The sequence below is a fragment of the Nocardia carnea genome (genome assembly GCF_029868855.1).
GTDB lineage: Bacteria > Actinomycetota > Actinomycetes > Mycobacteriales > Mycobacteriaceae > Nocardia > Nocardia carnea_A.
The window spans coordinates 1-19,457 of sequence record NZ_JARWOV010000023.1; the positions used below are offsets into that span (position 1 = coordinate 1).

General features: G+C 66.2%; 24 protein-coding genes. 9 read left to right on the forward strand and 15 right to left on the reverse strand.

The features are described from left to right. Positions 1-187: 187 nt before the first annotated feature. Positions 188-763, forward strand: a complete 576-nt coding sequence (locus QH195_RS01675) for an HAD family hydrolase (protein WP_280434074.1) — start codon at positions 188-190, stop codon at positions 761-763. Between the two features lie 27 nt (positions 764-790). Here QH195_RS01675 and QH195_RS01680 read toward each other — a convergent pair whose 3' ends face one another. Next, positions 791-1,579: a DUF3558 domain-containing protein gene (locus tag QH195_RS01680; protein ID WP_348536802.1), complete on the reverse strand. Its 789-nt coding sequence runs from the start codon at positions 1,577-1,579 to the stop codon at positions 791-793. Positions 1,580-2,158: 579 nt separating this feature from the next. Here QH195_RS01680 and QH195_RS01685 point away from each other — a divergent pair. The 4 genes from QH195_RS01685 to QH195_RS01700 all read left to right on the forward strand — a co-directional run bounded on the left by QH195_RS01685 (position 2,159) and on the right by QH195_RS01700 (position 4,949). Next, a complete protein-coding gene (locus tag QH195_RS01685; protein WP_280434076.1) occupies positions 2,159-2,623 on the forward strand; it encodes a hypothetical protein in 465 nt (154 codons plus the stop codon). Positions 2,624-2,641: 18 nt separating this feature from the next. Then, the gene (locus QH195_RS01690; protein WP_280434077.1) at positions 2,642-3,880 is read left to right on the forward strand and encodes a hypothetical protein; all 1,239 of its coding nucleotides are present in this window, start codon (positions 2,642-2,644) and stop codon (positions 3,878-3,880) included. Beyond that, a complete protein-coding gene (locus tag QH195_RS01695) occupies positions 3,877-4,338 on the forward strand; it encodes a hypothetical protein (RefSeq protein ID WP_280434078.1) in 462 nt (153 codons plus the stop codon). Before QH195_RS01690 ends, QH195_RS01695 begins: the two co-directional genes overlap by 4 nt. 98 nt (positions 4,339-4,436) lie before the next feature. Continuing rightward, positions 4,437-4,949 carry an OsmC family protein gene (locus QH195_RS01700; protein WP_280434079.1) on the forward strand — a complete coding sequence of 171 codons (513 nt, stop codon included), beginning with the start codon at positions 4,437-4,439 and terminating at the stop codon, positions 4,947-4,949. A gap of 64 nt (positions 4,950-5,013) precedes the next feature. Here QH195_RS01700 and QH195_RS01705 read toward each other — a convergent pair whose 3' ends face one another. The 12 genes from QH195_RS01705 to QH195_RS01760 form a co-directional block, all read right to left on the reverse strand. Next, on the reverse strand, positions 5,014-5,286 hold the full coding sequence (locus QH195_RS01705) for a hypothetical protein (RefSeq protein ID WP_280424860.1): 273 nt from the start codon (positions 5,284-5,286) through the stop codon (positions 5,014-5,016). Between the two features lie 205 nt (positions 5,287-5,491). Beyond that, a complete protein-coding gene (locus QH195_RS01710; protein WP_280434080.1) occupies positions 5,492-6,613 on the reverse strand; it encodes an XRE family transcriptional regulator in 1,122 nt (373 codons plus the stop codon). Then, positions 6,603-7,328 (reverse strand): hypothetical protein, encoded by a 726-nt coding sequence (locus QH195_RS01715; RefSeq protein WP_280434081.1) that lies wholly within the window; start codon positions 7,326-7,328, stop codon positions 6,603-6,605. The genes QH195_RS01710 and QH195_RS01715 overlap by 11 nt, the downstream gene beginning before the upstream one ends. Before the next feature lie 132 nt (positions 7,329-7,460). Further along, complete coding sequence (locus tag QH195_RS01720) at positions 7,461-8,516, reverse strand: serine hydrolase domain-containing protein (protein WP_280434082.1); 1,056 nt, start codon at positions 8,514-8,516, stop codon at positions 7,461-7,463. Further along, entirely contained in the window at positions 8,513-9,043 is a 531-nt protein-coding gene (locus QH195_RS01725; RefSeq protein ID WP_280434083.1) for a PadR family transcriptional regulator, read from the reverse strand. The genes QH195_RS01720 and QH195_RS01725 overlap by 4 nt, the downstream gene beginning before the upstream one ends. Positions 9,044-9,101: 58 nt before the next feature. Beyond that, positions 9,102-9,581 (reverse strand): GNAT family N-acetyltransferase, encoded by a 480-nt coding sequence (locus tag QH195_RS01730; protein WP_280434084.1) that lies wholly within the window; start codon positions 9,579-9,581, stop codon positions 9,102-9,104. A gap of 86 nt (positions 9,582-9,667) precedes the next feature. Then, entirely contained in the window at positions 9,668-10,348 is a 681-nt protein-coding gene (locus QH195_RS01735) for a response regulator transcription factor (RefSeq protein WP_280434085.1), read from the reverse strand. Continuing rightward, positions 10,345-11,541, reverse strand: a complete 1,197-nt coding sequence (locus tag QH195_RS01740; RefSeq protein ID WP_280434086.1) for a sensor histidine kinase — start codon at positions 11,539-11,541, stop codon at positions 10,345-10,347. The genes QH195_RS01735 and QH195_RS01740 overlap by 4 nt, the downstream gene beginning before the upstream one ends. Next, the gene (locus tag QH195_RS01745) at positions 11,538-12,422 is read right to left on the reverse strand and encodes a CPBP family intramembrane glutamic endopeptidase (RefSeq protein ID WP_280434087.1); all 885 of its coding nucleotides are present in this window, start codon (positions 12,420-12,422) and stop codon (positions 11,538-11,540) included. Before QH195_RS01745 ends, QH195_RS01740 begins: the two co-directional genes overlap by 4 nt. A gap of 83 nt (positions 12,423-12,505) precedes the next feature. Further along, positions 12,506-13,072, reverse strand: coding sequence for a TetR/AcrR family transcriptional regulator (locus QH195_RS01750; RefSeq protein WP_280434088.1), 567 nt, complete (start codon positions 13,070-13,072; stop codon positions 12,506-12,508). 10 nt (positions 13,073-13,082) lie between these two features. Next, on the reverse strand, positions 13,083-14,636 hold the full coding sequence (locus QH195_RS01755) for an MFS transporter (protein WP_280434089.1): 1,554 nt from the start codon (positions 14,634-14,636) through the stop codon (positions 13,083-13,085). Positions 14,637-14,757: 121 nt separating this feature from the next. Then, positions 14,758-15,237: a MarR family winged helix-turn-helix transcriptional regulator gene (locus QH195_RS01760; RefSeq protein ID WP_432278268.1), complete on the reverse strand. Its 480-nt coding sequence runs from the start codon at positions 15,235-15,237 to the stop codon at positions 14,758-14,760. A gap of 65 nt (positions 15,238-15,302) precedes the next feature. Here QH195_RS01760 and QH195_RS01765 point away from each other — a divergent pair, with 65 nt between their 5' ends. The 3 genes from QH195_RS01765 (at position 15,303) to QH195_RS01775 (ending at position 17,324) form a co-directional block, all read left to right on the forward strand. Next, positions 15,303-15,686: a VOC family protein gene (locus tag QH195_RS01765; protein ID WP_280434091.1), complete on the forward strand. Its 384-nt coding sequence runs from the start codon at positions 15,303-15,305 to the stop codon at positions 15,684-15,686. Positions 15,687-15,750: 64 nt separating this feature from the next. Then, a complete protein-coding gene (locus QH195_RS01770) occupies positions 15,751-16,434 on the forward strand; it encodes a TetR/AcrR family transcriptional regulator (RefSeq protein ID WP_280434092.1) in 684 nt (227 codons plus the stop codon). Beyond that, positions 16,431-17,324 carry an alpha/beta fold hydrolase gene (locus tag QH195_RS01775; protein WP_280434093.1) on the forward strand — a complete coding sequence of 298 codons (894 nt, stop codon included), beginning with the start codon at positions 16,431-16,433 and terminating at the stop codon, positions 17,322-17,324. Before QH195_RS01770 ends, QH195_RS01775 begins: the two co-directional genes overlap by 4 nt. 4 nt (positions 17,325-17,328) lie before the next feature. On the opposite strand, the gene QH195_RS01780 is transcribed toward QH195_RS01775, so the two are convergent. Together QH195_RS01780 and QH195_RS01785 are read right to left on the reverse strand one after the other, a co-directional pair. Then, on the reverse strand, positions 17,329-17,685 hold the full coding sequence (locus tag QH195_RS01780) for a nuclear transport factor 2 family protein (protein ID WP_280434094.1): 357 nt from the start codon (positions 17,683-17,685) through the stop codon (positions 17,329-17,331). 47 nt (positions 17,686-17,732) lie between these two features. Then, on the reverse strand, positions 17,733-18,542 hold the full coding sequence (locus tag QH195_RS01785; protein ID WP_280434095.1) for an SDR family oxidoreductase: 810 nt from the start codon (positions 18,540-18,542) through the stop codon (positions 17,733-17,735). 61 nt (positions 18,543-18,603) lie between these two features. Here QH195_RS01785 and QH195_RS01790 point away from each other — a divergent pair, with 61 nt between their 5' ends. Next, positions 18,604-19,431, forward strand: a complete 828-nt coding sequence (locus QH195_RS01790; protein ID WP_280434096.1) for a winged helix-turn-helix transcriptional regulator — start codon at positions 18,604-18,606, stop codon at positions 19,429-19,431. The last annotated feature ends 26 nt before the right edge of the window (positions 19,432-19,457 follow it).

The following is a 19,457-nucleotide window of genomic DNA, read 5'->3' on the forward strand; positions in this document are numbered from 1 at the left end:
TCACTCCGTCCTCACGGTTACGGGCGACCCGGACCACATCGTCGCGGAACTCCTGGGGATAGGGCTTGGGCACGATGACATCCTTCCAGGTTCGCCTGTCGGCGAACCAGATCGATGTCACCTATCCGTGCAGCAGCCCCGGGCCTGGGCTGATTGGCTCGGAGTGCCCCGACATACCTTTGTGGCGGTGCTCGGGTCGGTGATCGCTCGCGGCCTGGATTACCGGGAGACCTTCCAAGTGTTCAAGCCGGGCTTCGAGCTACCTCGTGAACGTCAGAAGCGGATCGATGCCGGAGTGGGGGAGTGGTTCGGCGAATCAGATCTGTACCCGGATGTGCGGCCGGCGTTGTCCGGACTGCGTGAGTTGGGCGCCCTGGTCGGTATTGCCGGGAATCAGCCCGCACGCGCGGGGCAGATTCTGCGGGCGCTGGATCTGCCGGTGGATTTCATCGCCACCTCCGATGAGTGGCGTGTGCAGAAGCCGGATCCCGAGTTCTTCGAGCGCGTGATCGAGGCGGCGGGCGTTAGGGCCGACGAGATCGTGTACGTCGGTGATCGGGTCGACAATGACCTGGCGCCGGCCAAGGTGAGTGGATTGCGGACCGTATTTGTGAAGCGCGGTCCTTGGGGATGGATCCATCGGGACAATCCTGAAGTAGCAGAGCTGTGCGATTGGCGGATCGACAGTCTCGAGGAGTTGGTCGGAATCGTTGCTTCCGACAACCGAGGATCGGACATTCCACGGCCGGTTCAAGGCGGTTGACAGAGCCTAGGCAACCTACCGCCCATCTCACTCGGGCAGGGCAGTGGCCAGCGTGGTGATGGTGGCCCGGATCTCACTGCACGGGTCCGGAACTGCGGTCTGTCCCGGTACGGCCGTCAGGGTGACAGCGAATGTTCCGTCGGGCGCTTCTACAGCGGCATCGCATGCCGGTAAGGTCGTCGAGCCCGTCCGGTATACAACCGCGGGCCGGCCATTGATCGGCGCCGAATCAATGACCTCGTGGCCTTCTTCGCCGCCGAGTTCGGCGACTGTCTTGGTGCTGGTCGTGACGTTGAGCGCCATGACGGGAAACTTTTCACTGTCGACGATCGAATACCGGCGGAAGCTGCACCCTATTTCGGTCAGCAGCATGCTTCCGGTGATTTCTGCTGCCTGCCGTTCACGGCTTGCCGGATCGAATTTCACCTGCTCGATCAATGCGTCATCGACTTCGAAGCACGGATCGAACGCGACCTCACCGGGGACCGCGTTATCAGGAGCCGGGGGTACAGGGACACTTATTCCCTCGACCCCGGCAGGTGGACTTTCCGGTTGCTGCGATTCAGTGGTGGTTACCGATTCCGACGGCGTATCGAGTGTGGGATCCGCCGGTTCGGCGGACGAGCACCCTGCCACCGCCACGCCGACCGCAGCGGCAAACCCGGCTGCGACTATCCGGACGGCCGGCGAAACGACCCGAGCGGAAACGCGACCTCGCCGAAGGTTTTCCCTGGACGAGCACCGATACGCAATCACGAACCTATCGTCTCCACAGTCCGGCCGGTCGAATCGACGACGATGGACGGCGATCCCCACCAGCGAGTCCCACGGAGTGTAGTACAGGAGTCCGCGTCTGAACGATGCCGACCGGTCGCACGGGTGCTATCGTCCGAGTCGGACAAAGCACGCGGGGCCAGGGGGCGCATTGGGATCGAACCACACATCCGATCGCCCATGGGCCGAGGCGGTAGCGGACGAATCGCTCGTCTCTTGTGTTCGAGTCGAAGGCGTCCTATGAGTAGTCGGGACCTAGCTGCTCGTACCGCTGCATTTCTGCGTGACTTCACACGCCGCGGTCCCGCGAAGAGCGGGCGCGTCCAGATTCTCCGCCTGGTCGTCGCGGTCGCGGTCGCGGCCGCCATCATGGTGTTCGTCGCCCGGGTCGGGAATCCGCCGGCCCACAACGAGGGATCGACTGGTGACAATGCCACCGCGTGGAATCCGCCGCAGTGGGTCGGGCCGACCGATCCGCCGCCTCCTCCAGGCCATCCGCGTCTCGAACGACCGGTGATGATTCCGGTCCCGGAGGGTGAACCACAATCTGTGCCTACGCAGTACGGCCTCACCTATACGGTGCCGTCCGGCGACGGCTGGCGACCGAGCAACGAAACGGTGGTGGGCTTTTCCGATGCCTCCGGCCGAGGAACGATCGCGACCTACGGAGCTGTCAGCGATTACGGTGCGCACTATTGCCCGGAGACGGACACTTCGTCTCTGGCCTTCGTCGGGGTCAGGGGCAGAAACGGAACCGACGTGCATACAGCGGCACGCGAAGAGATCGAAATGACGCCACGGTTGTTCTCGAACACTGGCGCCCGGGAACCGCACGTAGATATCAGCCCACCCGCCGAAGTGGCTCTCGACGGCCGGACTGCCGTTCGTTACACGGCGTCGGTTTCCGATCTTCCACAAGCCGCCGGTTGTGACCCGGCACGGTCGGAATTCACTGTTGTCGCCGTATCCGCACCTGCTACCGCGGAAGTTGCAGTTTTCGTGATTCGCCGCCATACGGATCTGGAGAACGCACTCGGCGCGAGCACAGTCGACGACATTATCCGATCGATACGAAAGAACAACTGAGGGTGAGGGTGTAGTCAGTTGGCAGAGGTGTTCCGGGCGAATGCCGGCGAAATCGCCGGGATGGGCAACCTGATGGAGGAAATCGGCAAGGACGCATGGCTTGCCGCGGACTTCATCCATCGAGAGGGGCCTCCTGCGGAATGGGTGAACGCGGAGATCATCGACAGCTTGCTGGACCCGCTGCGATCGTTCTCGGAAAAAACGCGCATGCGCATGCTCGGGATCGGAACAACAAACGCCGACAGTGCGCTGTCGTTGCGTGATGCCGCCTGGCTGTACGTCGACCAGGACAACCGGACCTACGAAGCTCTGAACCGTCAGAAGGTCAATCTGGTCGTTCCCGGCCAGCAAGTTCCGGTGCTCGCGGACCAGGAAGTGGCGGGTGCGACCAACGCGTTCGAGGGCGCAGCGGCTTACCCGAAGCCGGAGAAGGTGCAGCTCGATCCGCCCGCGGCGAACAAAGAGGAGTTGATCGGCCTCATCGGGGATGTCGCGCCGCCCCTCGGCGCAGTCAACGACACGGTGAAACGGCTGACCAAGGCCGCCGGCAAGGAGTTCGATCCGCTCGGTGAGGCCTTGAAGCCCGTCCCGGGGAACTGGACCGAGATCCGACGGATCGGCGAAGCGTACAAGATTGCGGGTCAAGCACTGGAGGCGTGTGGGAAGAACCTGGAGTCGGGTGCCAAACGCGTCGATGCGCACTGGGACGGGCAGGCGGCGCTGGCATTCAGCGACTGGGCGGCCCGTCAGGTCGCTGCGATGAAATGGGAAGGCCCCACCGGCCGTATCATTTCCGAAGGCCTGGGAGCGGTTTCGGACGAGATCCGCAACGCCGTTCGCAAAGTACTCACCTGGCTGTGGGAAATGCTCGAAAGCCAGGTCACCATCGACGGCGTAACGGATGCCTTCAAGTTCGCGTTCAAGAAGATCCCGGTCGTCGGCTGGGGTGCCCAGGTCGCCGAACTCGCAATCAAGATCAAGGATATTATCGAGAAGGCTGTCAACCTGGTGGGCGAGATCAGGAAGCTGGTCGACGCCGTCCAGAAGTTCCTGGACGTCCTCAGCGATCCTGCCCAGTTCATGCGCAACCAAGCCAATCAGAAATTCGAACAGCTGGTGGAGCCGTTCGCCAAGGGCGTCAAGGCGGCCGACATCATGAACGATGCCAGACTGGCGGCCGACCTGTCGCAGACCACCAACCGTCCGGGTGAAGCCTGGGATGTGGGCACCGGCCAGCAGCCTTGGGCGAACGGATGAAGCCCCAGTGGTCCTCCGACCGCAACCGGGACGCCGATCCTACTGTCGAGGCTGCATTTCGCAACCTGCTCGGCGCCGTCGACAATCTCCGCACCGCGCGTATCCGCATGGACAACTTCGATATGCAGGCCTTCCTCGACGAGCCGACCGAGGTCACGGACGAATTCATGCGGGTGCTCGCCATGCGACCGGGCGCTTCACCCGAACTCACCGACTACTGGATGCGCGTACAGCGCGGTGAGTGCCAGTGGTCCGAGATAGAAATCTGGGCTCGCCCACTTCCGCCGGAGGTTGCCGAAATAAAGTCGTCGGACCGGTTCATCTGGAACTGGAACGCGGAACCGCCCGCGCCGGAGCCTCCGCCCCAACGTCCGCGTCGTGAGTCCGGCACGGTCGGCCCTTCGGATTGGCCCGACGATTTCGACGACTACCCGGAACAACGATCCTGGCTCGTCTGAGGCGTGGCGATCGGCGCTCGGTGGTCTGGGCGGGCGGATTCGCCTCAGCGCGAGCACAATTATGGTCTCGATGCGCGCCGGAACTTAATGTCACGGCCATGACCGCCGGAACTTCCTCGCTCAACGACATCACCGCCGCCACCGCCGATGCAGTGGCGAAGGACCCGGCGAATGCCGCGGTGGTGTTCCGCGCGTCGGGGATTCCGCAGGGCACGGTGGGTAGCGCCATCACAGCGGGTGCTCACGAGTTGCGGGTGGACGAACCGTCGGCGCTCGGTGGTGAGGGCACCGCACCCAACCCTGTGGAGGTGTATCTCGGCGCGTTGATTTCCTGCCAGGTCGTCACCTATCGGTTCTGGGCGCAGCGGTTGGGGATCGTGGTCGACGATCTGTCGATCGAAGCCGAAGGCGATCTGGATATCCGCGGATTCTTCGGGCTCGACGACCGGGTTCGCGCTGGGTTTCAGGCGGTGCGGGTCCGGGTGCGGATCTCCGGGCCCGAGACTGCGGAGCGTTATGCGGAATTACAGGCCGCTGTCGATGCCCACTGCCCGGTGCTGGATCTCACCACCGGTGCGACACCGGTCGAGACCGTACTCGAAACAGCCTGAGCTGCAGTCCGGCCCGGTTGTGGGGCGGCGGTGCGGCAGGTCGCGCACCGCCGCGGTCACGACATCAGTCCGCCTGACAGACGAACATCCATTCGGTGCCGTAGTGCGCGGCGGAACTCTCGTCGAGGTGCACCCACTCGTAGTGCCCCGGCACGCCGCCACCGGGGGTGCACGGATCGCCCACCTTCTTGCCGTCCGGCGGCGGGGGCGGGCCGGGCTGCTGAGCGCCCGGGAGCCCGGGCAGATCGGCGCTGCCGGAAGGGAGCGCGGCGGCGCCTGCCCCCGAGAAACCCATGACTGTCAAGGACATTGCCGCGATCACGCAGGCCTTCTTCATAAACGAGTCTCCACTCGACGTTCGTGCAGGGTCGGCCCTGCGACCGGTTGGTCGCCGGGATCGGCCGGGGCACACCGCCTGTGTTCGAACCGGCCGGTCGTAGGAGCCGGTGCCATGGTAGTGGTGGCGCATATGTGTTGCGAACCGGTGCGGTCACGCCACGACGCGCTTATCGGGCCGGCCGGTCGCCTCGCTCGAGTGTCCATCACGGTACGAGGGTGAGTTGGGGCCTGGAGTCGGCTTCGCCGAGCATCTGGAGCACGTAATCCGGTGCCCAATGCAGTTTATCGGCGAGTTCGCCGTGCCCATTCGGGCCGAGGAGGGCAAATGCTTCCCGGAGTAGTCCGGGGGTTTCGCCGGGATAGTGGAACAGTTTTTCCGGGGGTTCGGTCGTCGAGAGCCGGCGTCGGCGGGCAGATCCGTCCGGGTCGGCCTCGTCCATACGGTTGAGCAAGGACGACAGCGGGACACCCCATTGCTCCACCAAGTGGATCAGTGCGGGCTGCCGAAGGCCTGTCAGCAGCGGTGCGATTTGGGCCTGTGGGAGGAGGAACTCCAGGGCGAAGCGGCGCGCGTCATGTTCTTGACTATGGTCGCCCGGTACCGGGTTCGGGTGCAGTAGAAGGTGCGCGAGTTCGAGGGCGTAGGAGAAGCGGATGTCGTAGACGGACGACGTCGCGATCGGAGGAATGACGACGAGCGGACGTCCTGTGCCCCAGGTGGAGTAGGTACCCACACGCCGCAATGTGCTGTCGGCAGGTGGCACCTCGCAGAGGACGATGCCGTGCGACTCCATGGTCGCCCCCAGATGCGCTACCGGCCCCCGCGGTAGACCCCAATGTTCGCGGAGCTCTCGGGCTGCTTCGGCAGGCGTGGCACGGGCATCGACGGCCGGAAGGTCCGGCGCAGGCAGCTTGATGCGGCGATCCAGTTCATACACCAGCTCCCACAAGTGCTCGGCGTGGGCGGCTGCTTTGACTCGGTCGGTGACGGATGTGGCCCGCAGGCAGGAGAAATGGATATCCGCCCTGTCGATTCGGGCGAGCGGACGGCCGTTGCAGAAATAGTTGGCGGGAACCCGAAGTATCGACGCCAGTTTCGCTATGGCCTCGCCCGGACGGGCGGCGCCCGACTCGAACCCTCGAATAGCGATGGTGCTGAGGCCGACGCGCTCGGCCAATGCGGCTGTATCGAGTTCGGCGAGAACTCTGGCGCGGGTGAGGCGGGCAGGTTCGAACCAGGTTCCGGTGGTGGTTCCGACCGAGGGTCCGGTAGCGGCAACCCGGAGGTTCGGCGTGGGCCGACTGCGATGGGGGTCATCGGTCACCCTGCGTGTCTACCGCATCGTCTCCGTCGCGGGACAGTCTCCGGGGAATCTCACCGCTGGTGAAGGTCCGATTCGGTGACGTGGAGACAGGTCTTGGGTGGTGGGCGGTCAACAGGACCTCGTGGAAATCACGCCATTCGAGTCGGCGATCGACGGTCGACACTGCCAGGCCCCACTCCACCGAGTGCAGCTCCTCCACGGAGCTGTTGATGGCGACGAGAACGAGTCCATGGGAGGCCGCGTCCGGGTGGTTGGTGACGCCCTCGACCCTGTCGGTCAGCTCGGAATCATTGCTGATCGAGGCGGATGGCTGCGTAGTGAGGTCGAAGTCGAGAGTTCCCTGCATCGGTTGCCGGTGCAACTCGGGGAGCTCGGTGCGGGCGACGGAGGTACTGAACGGGGTGTCTTCCATGCGCTTGCCGGGATTCCGGGCGAATCTCCACGGAAAGATGGCGATTCGGTTGACGACCGGCACCCAGTAGTTGGCGCCGCCGGGACTGATCAATGTTGCGCCGGCGAGCTTGCCGAAGCATTCGAACCGTTCCAGGACGCCGGAGGAGAAGAGTCCGTATGCCCTGGTGGCCTTCTGCTGCGAGGATTTCTGTGACTCGACGGAAGCAGCGTGGACTTCCTTGACCACCTGCGGTATCAGCTCCCGCAGAGTGGGGCCGTGCGACCCGAGAATCCGTCGTGCCCAGTCCTGGCTCTCGTCCATCCCCGCCTCCTCGGACGACTGCTCATTTCCTCCAGTATGCGCGCAAATGTGGTCATCACGAGATGTATTTGGTTGCTCCGCAGCATATTTCGTGTATTTGCCCGATTCTCCTTGTGGGCGCCGTCCCGGTTCTCAGGGGAAACGGGAGACAAGTCGCAGTAAGAGGATGTGGGAAAGGCTGACCGAGTGCATCTGATTGACCGTGGCCGCGAGATAGATGTCGCGGTCGGGGACGTGGTACAGGACGGTGCCGAAGGCGCCGGAGTGGCCGATCATGGGCGGGGCCGGTGTGAAGGGGTTCTGCCAGCGGGGCTGCTGGTAGCGCATCATTCCGATTCCGTAGTGGATGGGGACGAAGGGAGAGAACACCGAATGCCACCGGGCGGTCATCTCTGTGATGTATCGGGAGGGGAACAGGTCGCCGGCGATGAAGGCGCGCAGGAAACGTACTTGGTCGGTGACCGTCGAGACCACCGCGCCGTCGGGTGGGAACGAGGCGATCGTCTTCGGGATGTGCAGCGGGATGTGGCCGTGCCGGATTGTGGCGACCTCGTCGTAGCGGTCGAGGGTATGCGGGGTGAACAGCCAGGTGTGTTGTAAATGAAGCGGTTCGAGGATGCGGCGGCGCAGTGCGACCTCGAAACCGCCGGAGGTGGCGACCTCGATGATCCGCCCGAGTAGTTGGTAGTTGGTATCGCAGTACTGTGCCCGGCCCGGCGTCGACGGGGCGAACCGGCTCGGCATGTTCCTGGCTGTCTCGAGGTAGTCCTCGAAGGTGCGCGCGATATCGACGCGGAGCATCTCCTCTGCCATCGTGGTGCCGTCGGGTCTTTTCTGTTCGTAGTAATCCGGAATGCCGGAAGTTTGGGTCAGTAGTTCGCGGACCGTGATCGCCGGGCCGTGATCGTGGCTGTTGTGCACGACGAGCCCGCGCATCGTGTCCAGGCCGAGGATGTCCGCTGCGCGGGTGTCGAGGGTGAGTGCTCCCTCGTCGCGGAGCTGCATGATCATCGCGGCGGTGTAGAGCTTGGTGATGCTGGCGATGAAATACGGCTGGTCGGTGTTGCCGTAGCCCCAGGTGAATCCGGTGGACGGCTGCTCGATGGCGGCGCTGAAATCCGATACTGCCGATTTGGTGGCGTAACGCGCCGCGATCCGATCGAGTTGGGTGGGCAGGGGCGTGCTCATGGGGTGATCCGATCCAGTCGTTGCTGCGCGGCGTCGAGCCAGGCGATTTCGGCCTTGGCCATGGTTATTCCGTAATCGAGCGTGGTGAGTCGGAGTGCCTGACCGATATCGGCCGGTTCGCCGGGGACCGAAATCGCTTCCAGCGTTGCCAGATTCTCGCTCAGTTCCTGTCGCCGGGCAGAGAGGAGTTCACGGATCCGCTCGGGCGGCAACCTGTCGGCGAAGAACAACCGCACCAGGAACGGATCCCGCGTCGGCGGGGTGCGCAGCGGTGAGGCGAGCCAGGAGTCGAGTTCGGCCGAGCCGAGGTCGGTGACGCTGTGGACGTGCATATTCGGCCGCTCCTCCTGCACGACTGTGCGGCGGGAGGCCAGTCCGCTGTCGACCAGATCGGCGAGAGTGCGATACACCTGCGACTGATCCGATGTCCAGAAGTGCGCAACGCTTGCGTCGATCACCTTTTTCAGCTCGTAGCCGCTCATCGGCTTGATGGAAAGGAGTCCGAGGATTGCGTGCCGCAGGGACATTTCTAGATGTTAGCGCACATATATGTGCTGTCCTATATGGCGGCTGTGGTTCGGACTCTCAGCCGAGGTCGAGGGATGCGGTGACGGCGTCTCCGTCGACCGTCGTGGTGGCGCCACCGAGTAGTTTGCGCGCTGCCGCGTTGTCGACGGTGGTCACGGCGATGAGACGCTGCGCGCCTATCCCGGAGGCGAGTTCACGCAGCCGTTCGGCGACCGCCGCGCCTACCCGGCGCCCGCGATGCGATCGGCCGATCCAGATGCCTGCCTCCAGACCCTCGTGGTTCGGCTCCAACCGGGCGGCTCCGACGATCAACCCGTCGACCGAGATCAGATATGTGTACTCCGTCGGCTCGCCGGCGCGCAGTGCCCTGCCGCGATGGAATTCGAGAAATGCCTGCTTGCGCTGGTGCGTCCAACCCGGCTCGTCAGCCACCGGCGGCATCACCTCCAGCGGGTCCGCATCGCGGACCGCCGCGTCGAGCAGGAAGCCGAGATTGTCCTCGGTGAGTGGCACGAGTTCGACCGGTTCGGAGTACACGGCGTGGAGCCTGCCAGCGCGAGCAGTCCTGCTCAATGGTATTTCGCTGCTCACTGCCGCCCGAGCCTCGGTGGCGGGCGGCGCTGTCAGTGGGTCGGGGGCTGGCCGAGTGAACGCAGATAGATGAGGGTCGCTTGGACTCGGCGGTCGCCGTCATGGAGAGGGAGCTTCGCGAAGATGGCGCCGATGTGTTTGCGTACGGCGGCTTCCGAAACGGTCAGGATCTCCGCGATCCCGGAATTCGTGCGACCCTCCGCGACCAGCGCGAGCACTTCCCGTTCTCGGGCGGTCAGGTCGGCCAGCGTTGTGCGGTGCCGGCCGGATTTGACGAGGGCCCGGACGACTTCGGGATCGACGATCGTTTCACCCGCGGCGACCCGGGCCACGGTGTCGAGAAATTGCCGGACATGGCCGACGCGTTCCTTCAACAGGTAACCCACACCGGCAGTCGAATCGTCGCCGAGAAGGTCGTCCAGATAGGCGACCGAAACGTACTGTGACAGCACGACTATCGGCAGGCGCGGATCGCCGCGTCGTAGTTCGGCCGCGGCGCGGAGTCCGTCGTCGGTGCCGTTCGGCGGCATCCGCACATCGGTGATCACCAGATCCGGCGTGTAGGCCGCACAGGCGTGAACCAGTCCCGGCGCGTCGCCGACGGCCGCGCTCAACTCGTGTCCGGCCGAGGTGAGTACGCTCTCCAGCCCGGCCCGCAACAGGGGGCTGTCCTCGGCCAGCACGATTCGCAGTCGGGCGGGTGGGGTTGTCACACTGAGCACTCCATCCGGATGGTTGTCGGGCCGCCGGGCGGGCTGGTCACCGTCAGCTGTCCGTCCAGGGCCGCGAGGCGGCGTTGCAGCCGGTCGAGGCCGTGACCGTCGACGATGCGCGCACCGCCCGGACCGTCGTCGGTGACGTTCAGTATCCACCGTGAACCGCTGCGGCTGCCGCGCACATCGACGCGGGTCGCCGCGGTATGCCGGGCGACATTGGTGAGGCATTCGGCAGCGAGTACATAGGACATATGCTCGACCGCCGGTGGCAGCCGGTTACCGGAGTCGAGGTCGAGATGGATATCCAGCGGGAGATCGGCAGCGAGGTCGGTCAAGGCCGGTTCGAGTCCGCGTTCGGACAGCACCCGAGGTGAGAAACCGCGCAGGACCGCCCGCAGCTCGCTCAAGGTTTCGTCGACCTGCCGGTGCGCTTCGGCGGCGAGGCGGCCGGCGGGGCCGTTCGCATCCTGCGATTCGGTGAGCCCCAGTGTCATCGACAAGGCGACGAGCCGGTGCTGGACTCGATCGTGCAGTTCGGATTCGAGGAGTTCACGTTCGAAACCCTCCGCTTCCAGCAGGGCAGAGCGGGAGCTCTCGATGCGCACGGCTTCGTGCCGCCAACGGTCGGTTTCGGGGGTGAGCAGGCTCCGCGCCAGCAGTGCCTCGAGTGCCGACCAGACGCCGGTGAGTACCAGCAGCAGGATCGTGGCGAGCACGCCGGCGCCGGCGGCGGTCCAGGCCTGCGTGCTCTCGTCGATCACCCAGGGGCCGAGGTCGAAGTAGTCGTCGCGGACGATCAGCGGCGCGGCGAGCAGCACGGCGGCGACGGAGAATCCCAGGGCTACCAGGCAGAACACGGTGCCACCGAACACAGCGGTGGCGACGATATAGGTGACGTGCCGGAGTGTGGGCACACGGTGGGCGGCGCTCGCCTCCCGCACCCGGGCATCGGCGCGGATGGCGGTATCGGGATCGATCAGACGCAGCCGCGTGCACTGCATCCGCAGCATCGGCTCCCACAGGGCGGTGCGCAGCGAGCGGGTCAGGCCGAGCAGTACCACCGGTACGAAACCGAGCACGGTCAGCGCCGACAGGACACCGCCGCACACCACGGAGAGCAGCGCACGCCACGGCCATCGGGAGATCAGGAAGCGCGGGCCGGTCCGCAGCGCGGAACCCACTGCCGTCACCGTCCGGCCCCTGCCGCCGGCGCGTTCCGTGGACTGCCGAGCCGCGTCGTCACGACGATCCACGCGACCACGGGCAAATACGCTGCGCACATCAGCAGAGTAGTGGTGGCCCCCGAGGGGCCGGCGTTGCCGACGAACAGTTCGAGACCTGCCGCGATCACGAGATTGCTGCCGCCGTGGAGTATCGCGGGCGGCCACACCGAACCACTACGTGCCCACAACCAGCCGATCACGAACTCCAATTCGATCGACAGCGGCAGCCACATCAGCATGGCGACGAACGCGTCGGCGGCCGAACCGCCCGCACCCAGATAACCCACCCACGGCAGCGGCCAATGCCACACACCCCAGATCAGACCGGTGGCGAAGGTGGTGGCCACGGGGCGGCCGGGCAGAAGCCGGTCGCGAAGGTAGGTGGTCCAGCCGAATTCCTCGCCGAAGAAGATCGGGGCCGCCACCACCGGGATCAGAGGCGCGAGCACCAGGAACAGCGCGGTACCGGAACCGAAGTCGCGTAACTCGGGACGCCATACACCCAGCAGTGCCGAAAGCGCGAGCGCGGCGGCGAGAACGGCGATCGGTAGCAGGGCCGCGATCAGATACCACCGCCACTGCGTGCCGCACCGCGGCCGCAGACCGGAATCGGCGAAACCTTCGCGGGTGACCCACCGGCGGGTGATGAACGCGGCGAAGGCGGGCGCGACGAATGCGCCGGTCATCAGTTGGACGACCGGATCGTCGAGGGAGTACCCGGCCGCTCCGGCCAGTCCCCAGGGGATCCATGCCCCCGCGAAGGCGAGCAGCAGGAACCAGAGGATGCCTTTCCGTCGCGTTACGGTACTGCGCCCGAACGGGTCTCGGTCGGTCAACGCTGAAGTCATGCCTCGATTACACGGTGGCCGGCGCGCGAAGTCGGTGGTGAAAGGGACCGTTTCATGGTCGCGTACGCGCTACCGCACAACTGCTACCGAACAGGCCGCAGCAGTGCCGCACGAAGGAGTGCGCGGATGTGTTCCGGGTCGACGCTCCGGTCGCCGAGAAGGATCGCCGCACACAATCCGTCGGTGAGTGCGACGAAAGCCTCGATGACGTCCGGGTCGTCGGATTGGGTCCGGGCAAGTTCCGCGACGCTGTCGCGCCAGCTGCGCGCCGCGGGGCGCAGTGCGGGCCGGCGAGCCGCCAGGGTGGAGAGTTCCCGTTCGGCGAGCGCGCGCTCACGGCCCGGGCCCGCGGATTCGGCGATGAGCCGGGCGAGCCCGTCCACCGGGTCCTCGGCAGTGTCGACGAGTTGGCGGATGCGCTGCGTATAAGCCTCTGTGACGCTGGTCAGCGCGGCGACCAGAAGTTCGTCCAGGGTGGCGAAGTAGTAGAGGGTCAGGCTGGTGGTGATGCCGGCTTCCTTGGCGACGGTTCGGTGCGTGACGCCCGCGGCGCCGTCGCGGTGCACGATCGTGAGTGTTGCCTCGATGATCTGAGCTCGGCGGCGGCGGCCGCGTAGTTTGCGGCCGTCCACCGTGTCGGGTTCGGTCATCGTGTTCCTCTCACCGGTCGTCGCCGCTGCCGTGGGTCGAGGTTATCGGTTCCGTTTGCTGGTCGGTGGTGCCGATCGGGCGGAGATGGCGCAGCATGCGGAAGCAGACGACGGATGCGCCGGCGACGGCGAGACCCGCGGCGAGCGCGGCGATCTCGAGCCCGCCCGTGAATGCCTCCTGGGCGTGCCGAAGCGCTTGTGCCGGTAGCTGTTCCGCTACCGATACTGCTCCGGGGAGGCCGTCGTTGTAGGACTCGGCCACCGCCGGCGCCGCGCCGGCCGGGGCCTCCGCCACGGTCCGGTAGACAGCTGTGGTGAGGCTCCCCAGCAGCGCGACTCCGGCCGCGATCCCCAGTTCCTGCACCGTCTCCGACAGCGCCGCGGCCGAACCGGACTTTTCCGAGGGTGCCGCGCTCACGACGATATCGGTGCCGAGCGCGGCGATGACCCCCAACCCGAGATAGACGAACGCGAAGCCGGAGACAACCGCGGCCGTACTGTCCGTACCGGCAAGGGCGAGCAGAGCGTAGCCGATCAACGACAGCGCCAGGGTGCCCGTCATGACGATGCCGGGCGATACGCGACCGGCGAGCGCCGGGGCGCCGACCCCGCCGATCAGCATTGCCAGGGCCGGCGGGCCCATCCACAGTCCGGCCGCCAATGGCGAGAGTCCGTCGACGAACTGCAGATACTGCGTGACCAGATACATCACCCCTCCGAAACCGGCAAGGCCGATCAGCAGAACGGCCAGGGCAGCGGAGAACGTCCGGTCGGTGAAGAGCCTGATGTCCAGCAGCGGCTCCCGGAGGCGCAGTTGACGGCGGATGAAGGCAACAGCCGCGGCCGTCCCCAGCGCGGCGGCGGCCAGCGCCTGGGCGTCGATACCGTGCGCGGCGGCGTGCTTGATCGAAAAGACGGCCGGGAGTATCGCTGCCAGGGAGAGTGCGACGCTCCACAGATCGAGCCCGGAAGTATCGCTCCGATATTCCGGCAGCAGTGCCGGCGCCGCCACCAGTGTCGCCACGCTGACCGGCACTGCGATCAAGAAGACTGCACCCCACCAGAAATGGTCGACCAGGAGACCGCCCACGATCGGTCCCGCCGCCATACCCAGCGCGAACATCGTGGCCCACAGACCGATCGCCGCGGCCCGCTGCCGGGCGTCGGCGAACATATTGCTGATCAGGGAGAGGGTGGACGGCATCAGCGTCGCCCCGGCCACGCCGAGTAGCGCCCGCGCGGCGATCAGCCACAGGGCGCTCGGTGCGAACGCGGCGAAGACCGAGGCGGCGCCGAATGCCGCCGTGCCGATCATCAGCAGGCGCCGGCGCCCGATCCGGTCGCCCAGGGTTCCCATCGTGATCAGGAAGCCGGCGATGAGGAATCCGTAGGCGTCCATGATCCACAACGTCTCTGTCGCGGTCGGGTGGAGATCTGCGGTCAAGCTCGGAACAACGAGGTAGAGCGCGGTGACATCGAGACCCAGCAGCATGGTCGGCAACATCAGCACCGCGAGGCCCGCCCACTGTCGCCGCCCGGGAATGGGCGCCGGTTGTGTGTCCATCTCCGACTCCGATCTAGTTGAACGTACGTACTATTTGTACCATCGTTCAAAATATTCGCGAAGCGGCGGCGACGAGGCGCCGGAACGGCAGTCCGGCGCGCTCGGTTCCGGGCGATTGGGGCTAGGTGGCCGTTTCGTCGGCGAGGCGTTGGAGGTAGGTGGCGAAACGATGCCGGTCGTCGGCGGGCCAAGTGGCGGTGAGGCGGTCGAAGCAATCGCGTTGCCAGGCGTGCGCCGTGGCCAGGAGGTGTTCGCCGGATTCTGTGGGTTCGAGGATGACGCGACGGCGGTCCTGCGGTGAGGTGGCGCGGGTGAGGTGGCCGGCCGTTGTGGCGTCGCGGACCATGCGGCTGGCGCCGGAATGGTCGATCCCGAGCTGGGTCGCGATATCGGTGACCGTGGCCTCCTCGCGGATGCGCAGGGCCGCGGCGACGGCTTCGAGGACCTGGATGTGCTGGATCCGGCCGGTATCGGCGGGCGGGGTGGCGTGTTCGTCGAAAACTCGGCCGCTCCAGCGGCGAGACCAGAAGCGGACCAGGCGGAACAGGGCCGGTCCGCCGTCGGCCGGGGTGGGGTCGGGGGTGTCATACACGCTCGACATTGTATGCGTTACGCATCTATATTTACATGTGAAACGCATACAACTGGACCTCGGAAGGGGTTGGTATGGCCATCGTGCTGAACCACACGATCGTTCCTGCGGTCGACAAGCGGGCGTCGGCGTCGTTTTTCGCCGAACTGATGGGGCTGTCGGTATCTCCACCGGCCGGGCCGTTCGTTCCGGTGCGGGTGAACGACGACCTGACCTTCGACTTCGGCGACCGCGGGCAGGTCGAACCGGGGCACTACGCGTTTCTGGTGGACGATGCCACCTTCGACGCGGTTCTGGGCCGGCTCGCGCAACGGCCCGCCGTCGACTACGGATCGGGACCGGAGAACGGCTGGGATCGCCGGATCAATCGATTGTCCGGTGGCCGAGGGGTTTACGTCCGCGACCCCGCTGGTCACAGTTACGAACTCTTCACCGCGGTTCCCGATGTGTCGGGCTGAAGTGGAGTTGCGGTATTGTAGTGACCAAAATTGAGTAACTGGTCACTACGAAGGGTGAACCCGGATGCCACGCCCGCTCGTGCCCGACCGCCGAGGCAGGATTCTGGCCGCGGCGGCCGAACTGATCGTCGAATCCGGTTGGCCCGCCGCCACGGTCGCGCAGATCGCCGAACGAGCCGGCATCGGCAAGGGCGCGGTCTACCGCGAATTCGACGGCAAGCAGGAAATCCTGGCCGCGGTACTCAACCGCAGCATGCGCCGGATGACCGCGCAGGTGCACCGGCGAGTGATGGACGCCGATCACCTGGTGGACCTGCCCGCCGTGTACCGGTTCGGCGTGGAAGCGCTGCTGTCGGAGCCGCTGATGCGAGCGCTGTACCTGGGTGATGATTCGGTCCTCGGTGACCACGTCCGTGCGGTCGGCGACCGGCGCTATTCGGTCCGGATGGACTGGCTCGTCGACTACATCGAAAAACTGCAGCAGGCGGGGGTGATCGCGAGCGACATTGCGAGCGAGGACATCACCCGCATGCTGAGCGTTTTCACCATCGGCCTGGTCAACGCGCCCGGGACCCTCGGCACCGGGACGGCGGAGACACTCGCGGACACGGTCGCCCTCTTCGCCCATCTGGTGGGCGCCGGTCTGCGCGGTCCCGGGCCGGTGGACGCTCCCGCCGCCCGGCAGGCCCAGATAGCGCTGCTGGAACAGCTGTCGGATCAACTCACCCAACTCGAGGAGCCGGTATGACCTCCGCGTTCGAACGCTGCACCGACTTGACGATCGGCGGTGGACCCATCCGGCACTACCGATCGGGTGACGAGGGCCCGCCCGTGCTGTTGCTGCACGGCGGAATGATGGATACCGCCGAAGGGGTCTGGCGCGATATCGCGCACCGGATGGCCGCGAAATACCAGGTGCACGCCATCGATCTCCCACGGCACGGGGCCAGCAGGCCGTGGCCGGGCCGCCTGGACCGGGAATTCTTCGATCGTTTCCTCGACGATCTCTTCGACCGTCTCGAATTGCCACCCACCGCCGTCATCGGGTTGTCCCTCGGCGGCGGAATCGGAATAGGCTACGCGCTGCGCAATCCGGGCCGGGTCTCGGCGCTGATCGCGATCGGGCCCGGCGGAATAGGTGCGAAACGCCGGGCCCAGTTCTTCACCTGGGCGGTGATGCGAACACCGGGCGTTCTGAAACTCACCAGCAAGTACCTGGCCCGCAGCCCCGAAGCGGTCCGGCGGTCGATGATTGCCGGCCTGACCGCCGGCGCCGATACCCGCGACTTCGACACCATCCTGGATCTGGTCCGAGCCGAAGCGCGGGCCAAGGCGCGGTACGGCGAACCGGCACTGGATGACTGGATGGCCGACGCCTATGGTCCTCGGCGGATGCGTTTGGACTATCTCACCGAACTCGACCGGCTCGCGGTGCCCAGCCTCTGGATCCGCGGCGAGAACGATCCACTCGTGGGGCACTCGGAACTCGCCGCCGCCGCGGCAGCGGCACCAGGCGGCCGGTTCGTCACGATTCCCGATGCGGGGCATATCGTCACCTACGATCAGCCGGCCGAATTCTTCCGGCTGGCCGACGAATTCCTCGCCTCCGTTGCCGGGGGTCAGCAGCGCGCCGGGTGAGATATCACGCCTCGATGGCGAGGCGCCGGATCCGGTCGCCGTCGAGTTCGAAACGGTAGTGCACGGTGGCAGTGCCGCCGGGGAAATTCCCGTCCAGGCGAATGAGTACGACCGGATACCGGTCGTCGGCGCTGTGCTGCCCGATCCGTGTGCTGGTGTAGCTGTACTCGGTGGCCGAGTTCCGGAGCCACTCGGTGATCTCGGCGCTGCCTTCGTAGGTCTTGCCGTCGTCGAGCACGGTGGCGCCGGGAGTGAAAAGTGCGGCCGCATCGGCTGTGCGATGGTCGTCGTGGGCGTCGAGGTAGGTGACGACCACCTTCGGTAGTCGATCGCTGTCGTACCGGTCGAAGTTCTCGCTCATCGTATTTCCTTTCGTGATGGGGTATGGCTCGTGGCGGTGGTCGCGGATCAGATCGTTCGGATGGTGCCGCCATCGACCACGATGTCGGCGCCGAGAATGCCGGATCCCTGCTCGGAGACGAGAAAAGCGACGGTATCGGCGATTTCGTCCGGTGTGGCGAATCGGCCGAGCGGGACGCCGCCGAGCCCGTCGAGAAGGGAATTGCGTGCGGCGTCGGTGTCCCCGTCGAAGCGGACGGCGAGGCGCCGGACGAGTGCGTCGGCGGCTTCGGTCTGGATGCCGCCCGGAGAGACGGTGTTCACGCGGATCCCGTGCGGTGCGAGCTGATTGGCCAGCCCCTTGCTGTACGCGCGTAGCGCGGCCTTCGCGGCCGCATAGGCGAGGGTGCCGTCCCACAGGGGCATCCGTGCCTGGATCGACGAGATATGCACGATCGCGCCGCCGCCGGCCTCGATCATCGCGGGAACGAGCGCGCGGTCCAGGCGGACGGCGGCCAGGAGGTTGAGGTTCAACTCGCGTGCCCATTCCTCGTCGTCGAGTGCGGCGAACCCGCCCGCCGGTGCGCTGGAGCCGCCGGCGACGTGTACCACGAGGTCCGGGGTTCGGCCGGTGAGCACCGTTTCGGCGATTTCGCGTGCCGCGACGGGATCGGTCAGGTCGGCCGTGACCAGGTCGAGGTCCGGGTGTGCCGTCTCGGTAGGGCGGCGGGCGATGACTGTGACGTCGGTACCGGCGGCGCGGAGTCGCTCCGCGATCGCGGCCCCGGCTCCTCGGGTGCCGCCGGTGACCACGGCTCGTTTCCTCGTCGTCGTATCCGGCCCGGCCTCGCGAGTGGATTCTATTTTGAAAGTAACCATGGATGCTAGATTAGCAGTGACCGGTGACGACTTCGCGCTCCGGACTGCCGAGGAGGTGTCGATGCCCGCACGTATCCGAATCGAAGACCGGGAATGCCCGCTGTCGACGGCGGTGTCCTACGTCGGGGAGTGGTGGACGATCCTGATCCTGCACGACTGCTTCGACGGCTACACCCGCTTCGACCAGTATCTGGAAAACATCGGCCTGTCTTCCAGCATGCTCACGACGCGACTGAAAACCCTCGTCGACCGGGGCATTCTCGAAAAGCGGGCGTATCAGGAGCGTCCGGTGCGCTACGAATACGTGCTGACCGATTTCGGACGGTCGCTGCGCCCGGTTCTCGTCGCACTGGCGGCCTGGCGCAATGCGCAACTCGCTCCCGAGGAACGCGCGATGATTCTGGTGGATTCCGAGACCGGGCAAGAGGTCGAACCCGTCGTCATCGACCCGGAGTCGGGGGGGTCGGTCGCGGATTCACGATTCGTATTCGCGGCAGGTCCCGCGGCCGGTCCGGAGATGCGGGAACGGTACCGCGGCCTGTCCACCGATCAGGCGCACGTGGGCGCATCGAGAGCGGGGTCTCGGGCGGTCCGGGATGTAGAGCTGAGCAGCTCTCGATCCGGCGCTGAGATGCCGTGGCCGGGGGGGGGGGGGGGGGGGGGGGAAACCCCCCCCCCCCCCCCGGGGGGCGGGGGGGCGGCGGGGTCCCCCCGTCGTCGGGGTGCCGGGCCGCCTGGGCGGGGGGGCCCCGCGCGCCCCCCCCCCCCCCCCCCCCCCGGCTCCGATGGAAAGTACCCGTACCCGAAGGGCAATAGCTCCGGTGCGGGCCTTGTGCGTGGGCCTACTCGTTCTCGGCGATGCTCTTCATCGCCTTCCATCCGTGCGTGACGCCGCCACCGGCGCGCAGGGCGGCG

What these genes read in the sequence shown, in the direction of transcription:
- QH195_RS01695 (WP_280434078.1), top strand. Translation starts at nt 3,877, where the DNA reads ATGAAGCCCCAGTGGTCCTCCGACCGCAACCGGGACGCCGATCCTACT.
- QH195_RS01700 (WP_280434079.1), top strand. Translation starts at nt 4,437, where the DNA reads ATGACCGCCGGAACTTCCTCGCTCAACGACATCACCGCCGCCACCGCC.
- QH195_RS01705 (WP_280424860.1), bottom strand. Translation starts at nt 5,286, where the DNA reads ATGAAGAAGGCCTGCGTGATCGCGGCAATGTCCTTGACAGTCATGGGT.
- QH195_RS01715 (WP_280434081.1), bottom strand. Translation starts at nt 7,328, where the DNA reads ATGGACGAGAGCCAGGACTGGGCACGACGGATTCTCGGGTCGCACGGC.
- QH195_RS01720 (WP_280434082.1), bottom strand. Translation starts at nt 8,516, where the DNA reads ATGAGCACGCCCCTGCCCACCCAACTCGATCGGATCGCGGCGCGTTAC.
- QH195_RS01725 (WP_280434083.1), bottom strand. Translation starts at nt 9,043, where the DNA reads ATGTCCCTGCGGCACGCAATCCTCGGACTCCTTTCCATCAAGCCGATG.
- QH195_RS01745 (WP_280434087.1), bottom strand. Translation starts at nt 12,422, where the DNA reads ATGACTTCAGCGTTGACCGACCGAGACCCGTTCGGGCGCAGTACCGTA.
- QH195_RS01750 (WP_280434088.1), bottom strand. Translation starts at nt 13,072, where the DNA reads ATGACCGAACCCGACACGGTGGACGGCCGCAAACTACGCGGCCGCCGC.
- QH195_RS01755 (WP_280434089.1), bottom strand. Translation starts at nt 14,636, where the DNA reads ATGGACACACAACCGGCGCCCATTCCCGGGCGGCGACAGTGGGCGGGC.
- QH195_RS01760 (WP_432278268.1), bottom strand. Translation starts at nt 15,237, where the DNA reads ATGTCGAGCGTGTATGACACCCCCGACCCCACCCCGGCCGACGGCGGA.
- QH195_RS01765 (WP_280434091.1), top strand. Translation starts at nt 15,303, where the DNA reads ATGGCCATCGTGCTGAACCACACGATCGTTCCTGCGGTCGACAAGCGG.
- QH195_RS01770 (WP_280434092.1), top strand. Translation starts at nt 15,751, where the DNA reads ATGCCACGCCCGCTCGTGCCCGACCGCCGAGGCAGGATTCTGGCCGCG.
- QH195_RS01775 (WP_280434093.1), top strand. Translation starts at nt 16,431, where the DNA reads ATGACCTCCGCGTTCGAACGCTGCACCGACTTGACGATCGGCGGTGGA.
- QH195_RS01780 (WP_280434094.1), bottom strand. Translation starts at nt 17,685, where the DNA reads ATGAGCGAGAACTTCGACCGGTACGACAGCGATCGACTACCGAAGGTG.
- QH195_RS01785 (WP_280434095.1), bottom strand. Translation starts at nt 18,542, where the DNA reads ATGGTTACTTTCAAAATAGAATCCACTCGCGAGGCCGGGCCGGATACG.
- QH195_RS01790 (WP_280434096.1), top strand. Translation starts at nt 18,604, where the DNA reads ATGCCCGCACGTATCCGAATCGAAGACCGGGAATGCCCGCTGTCGACG.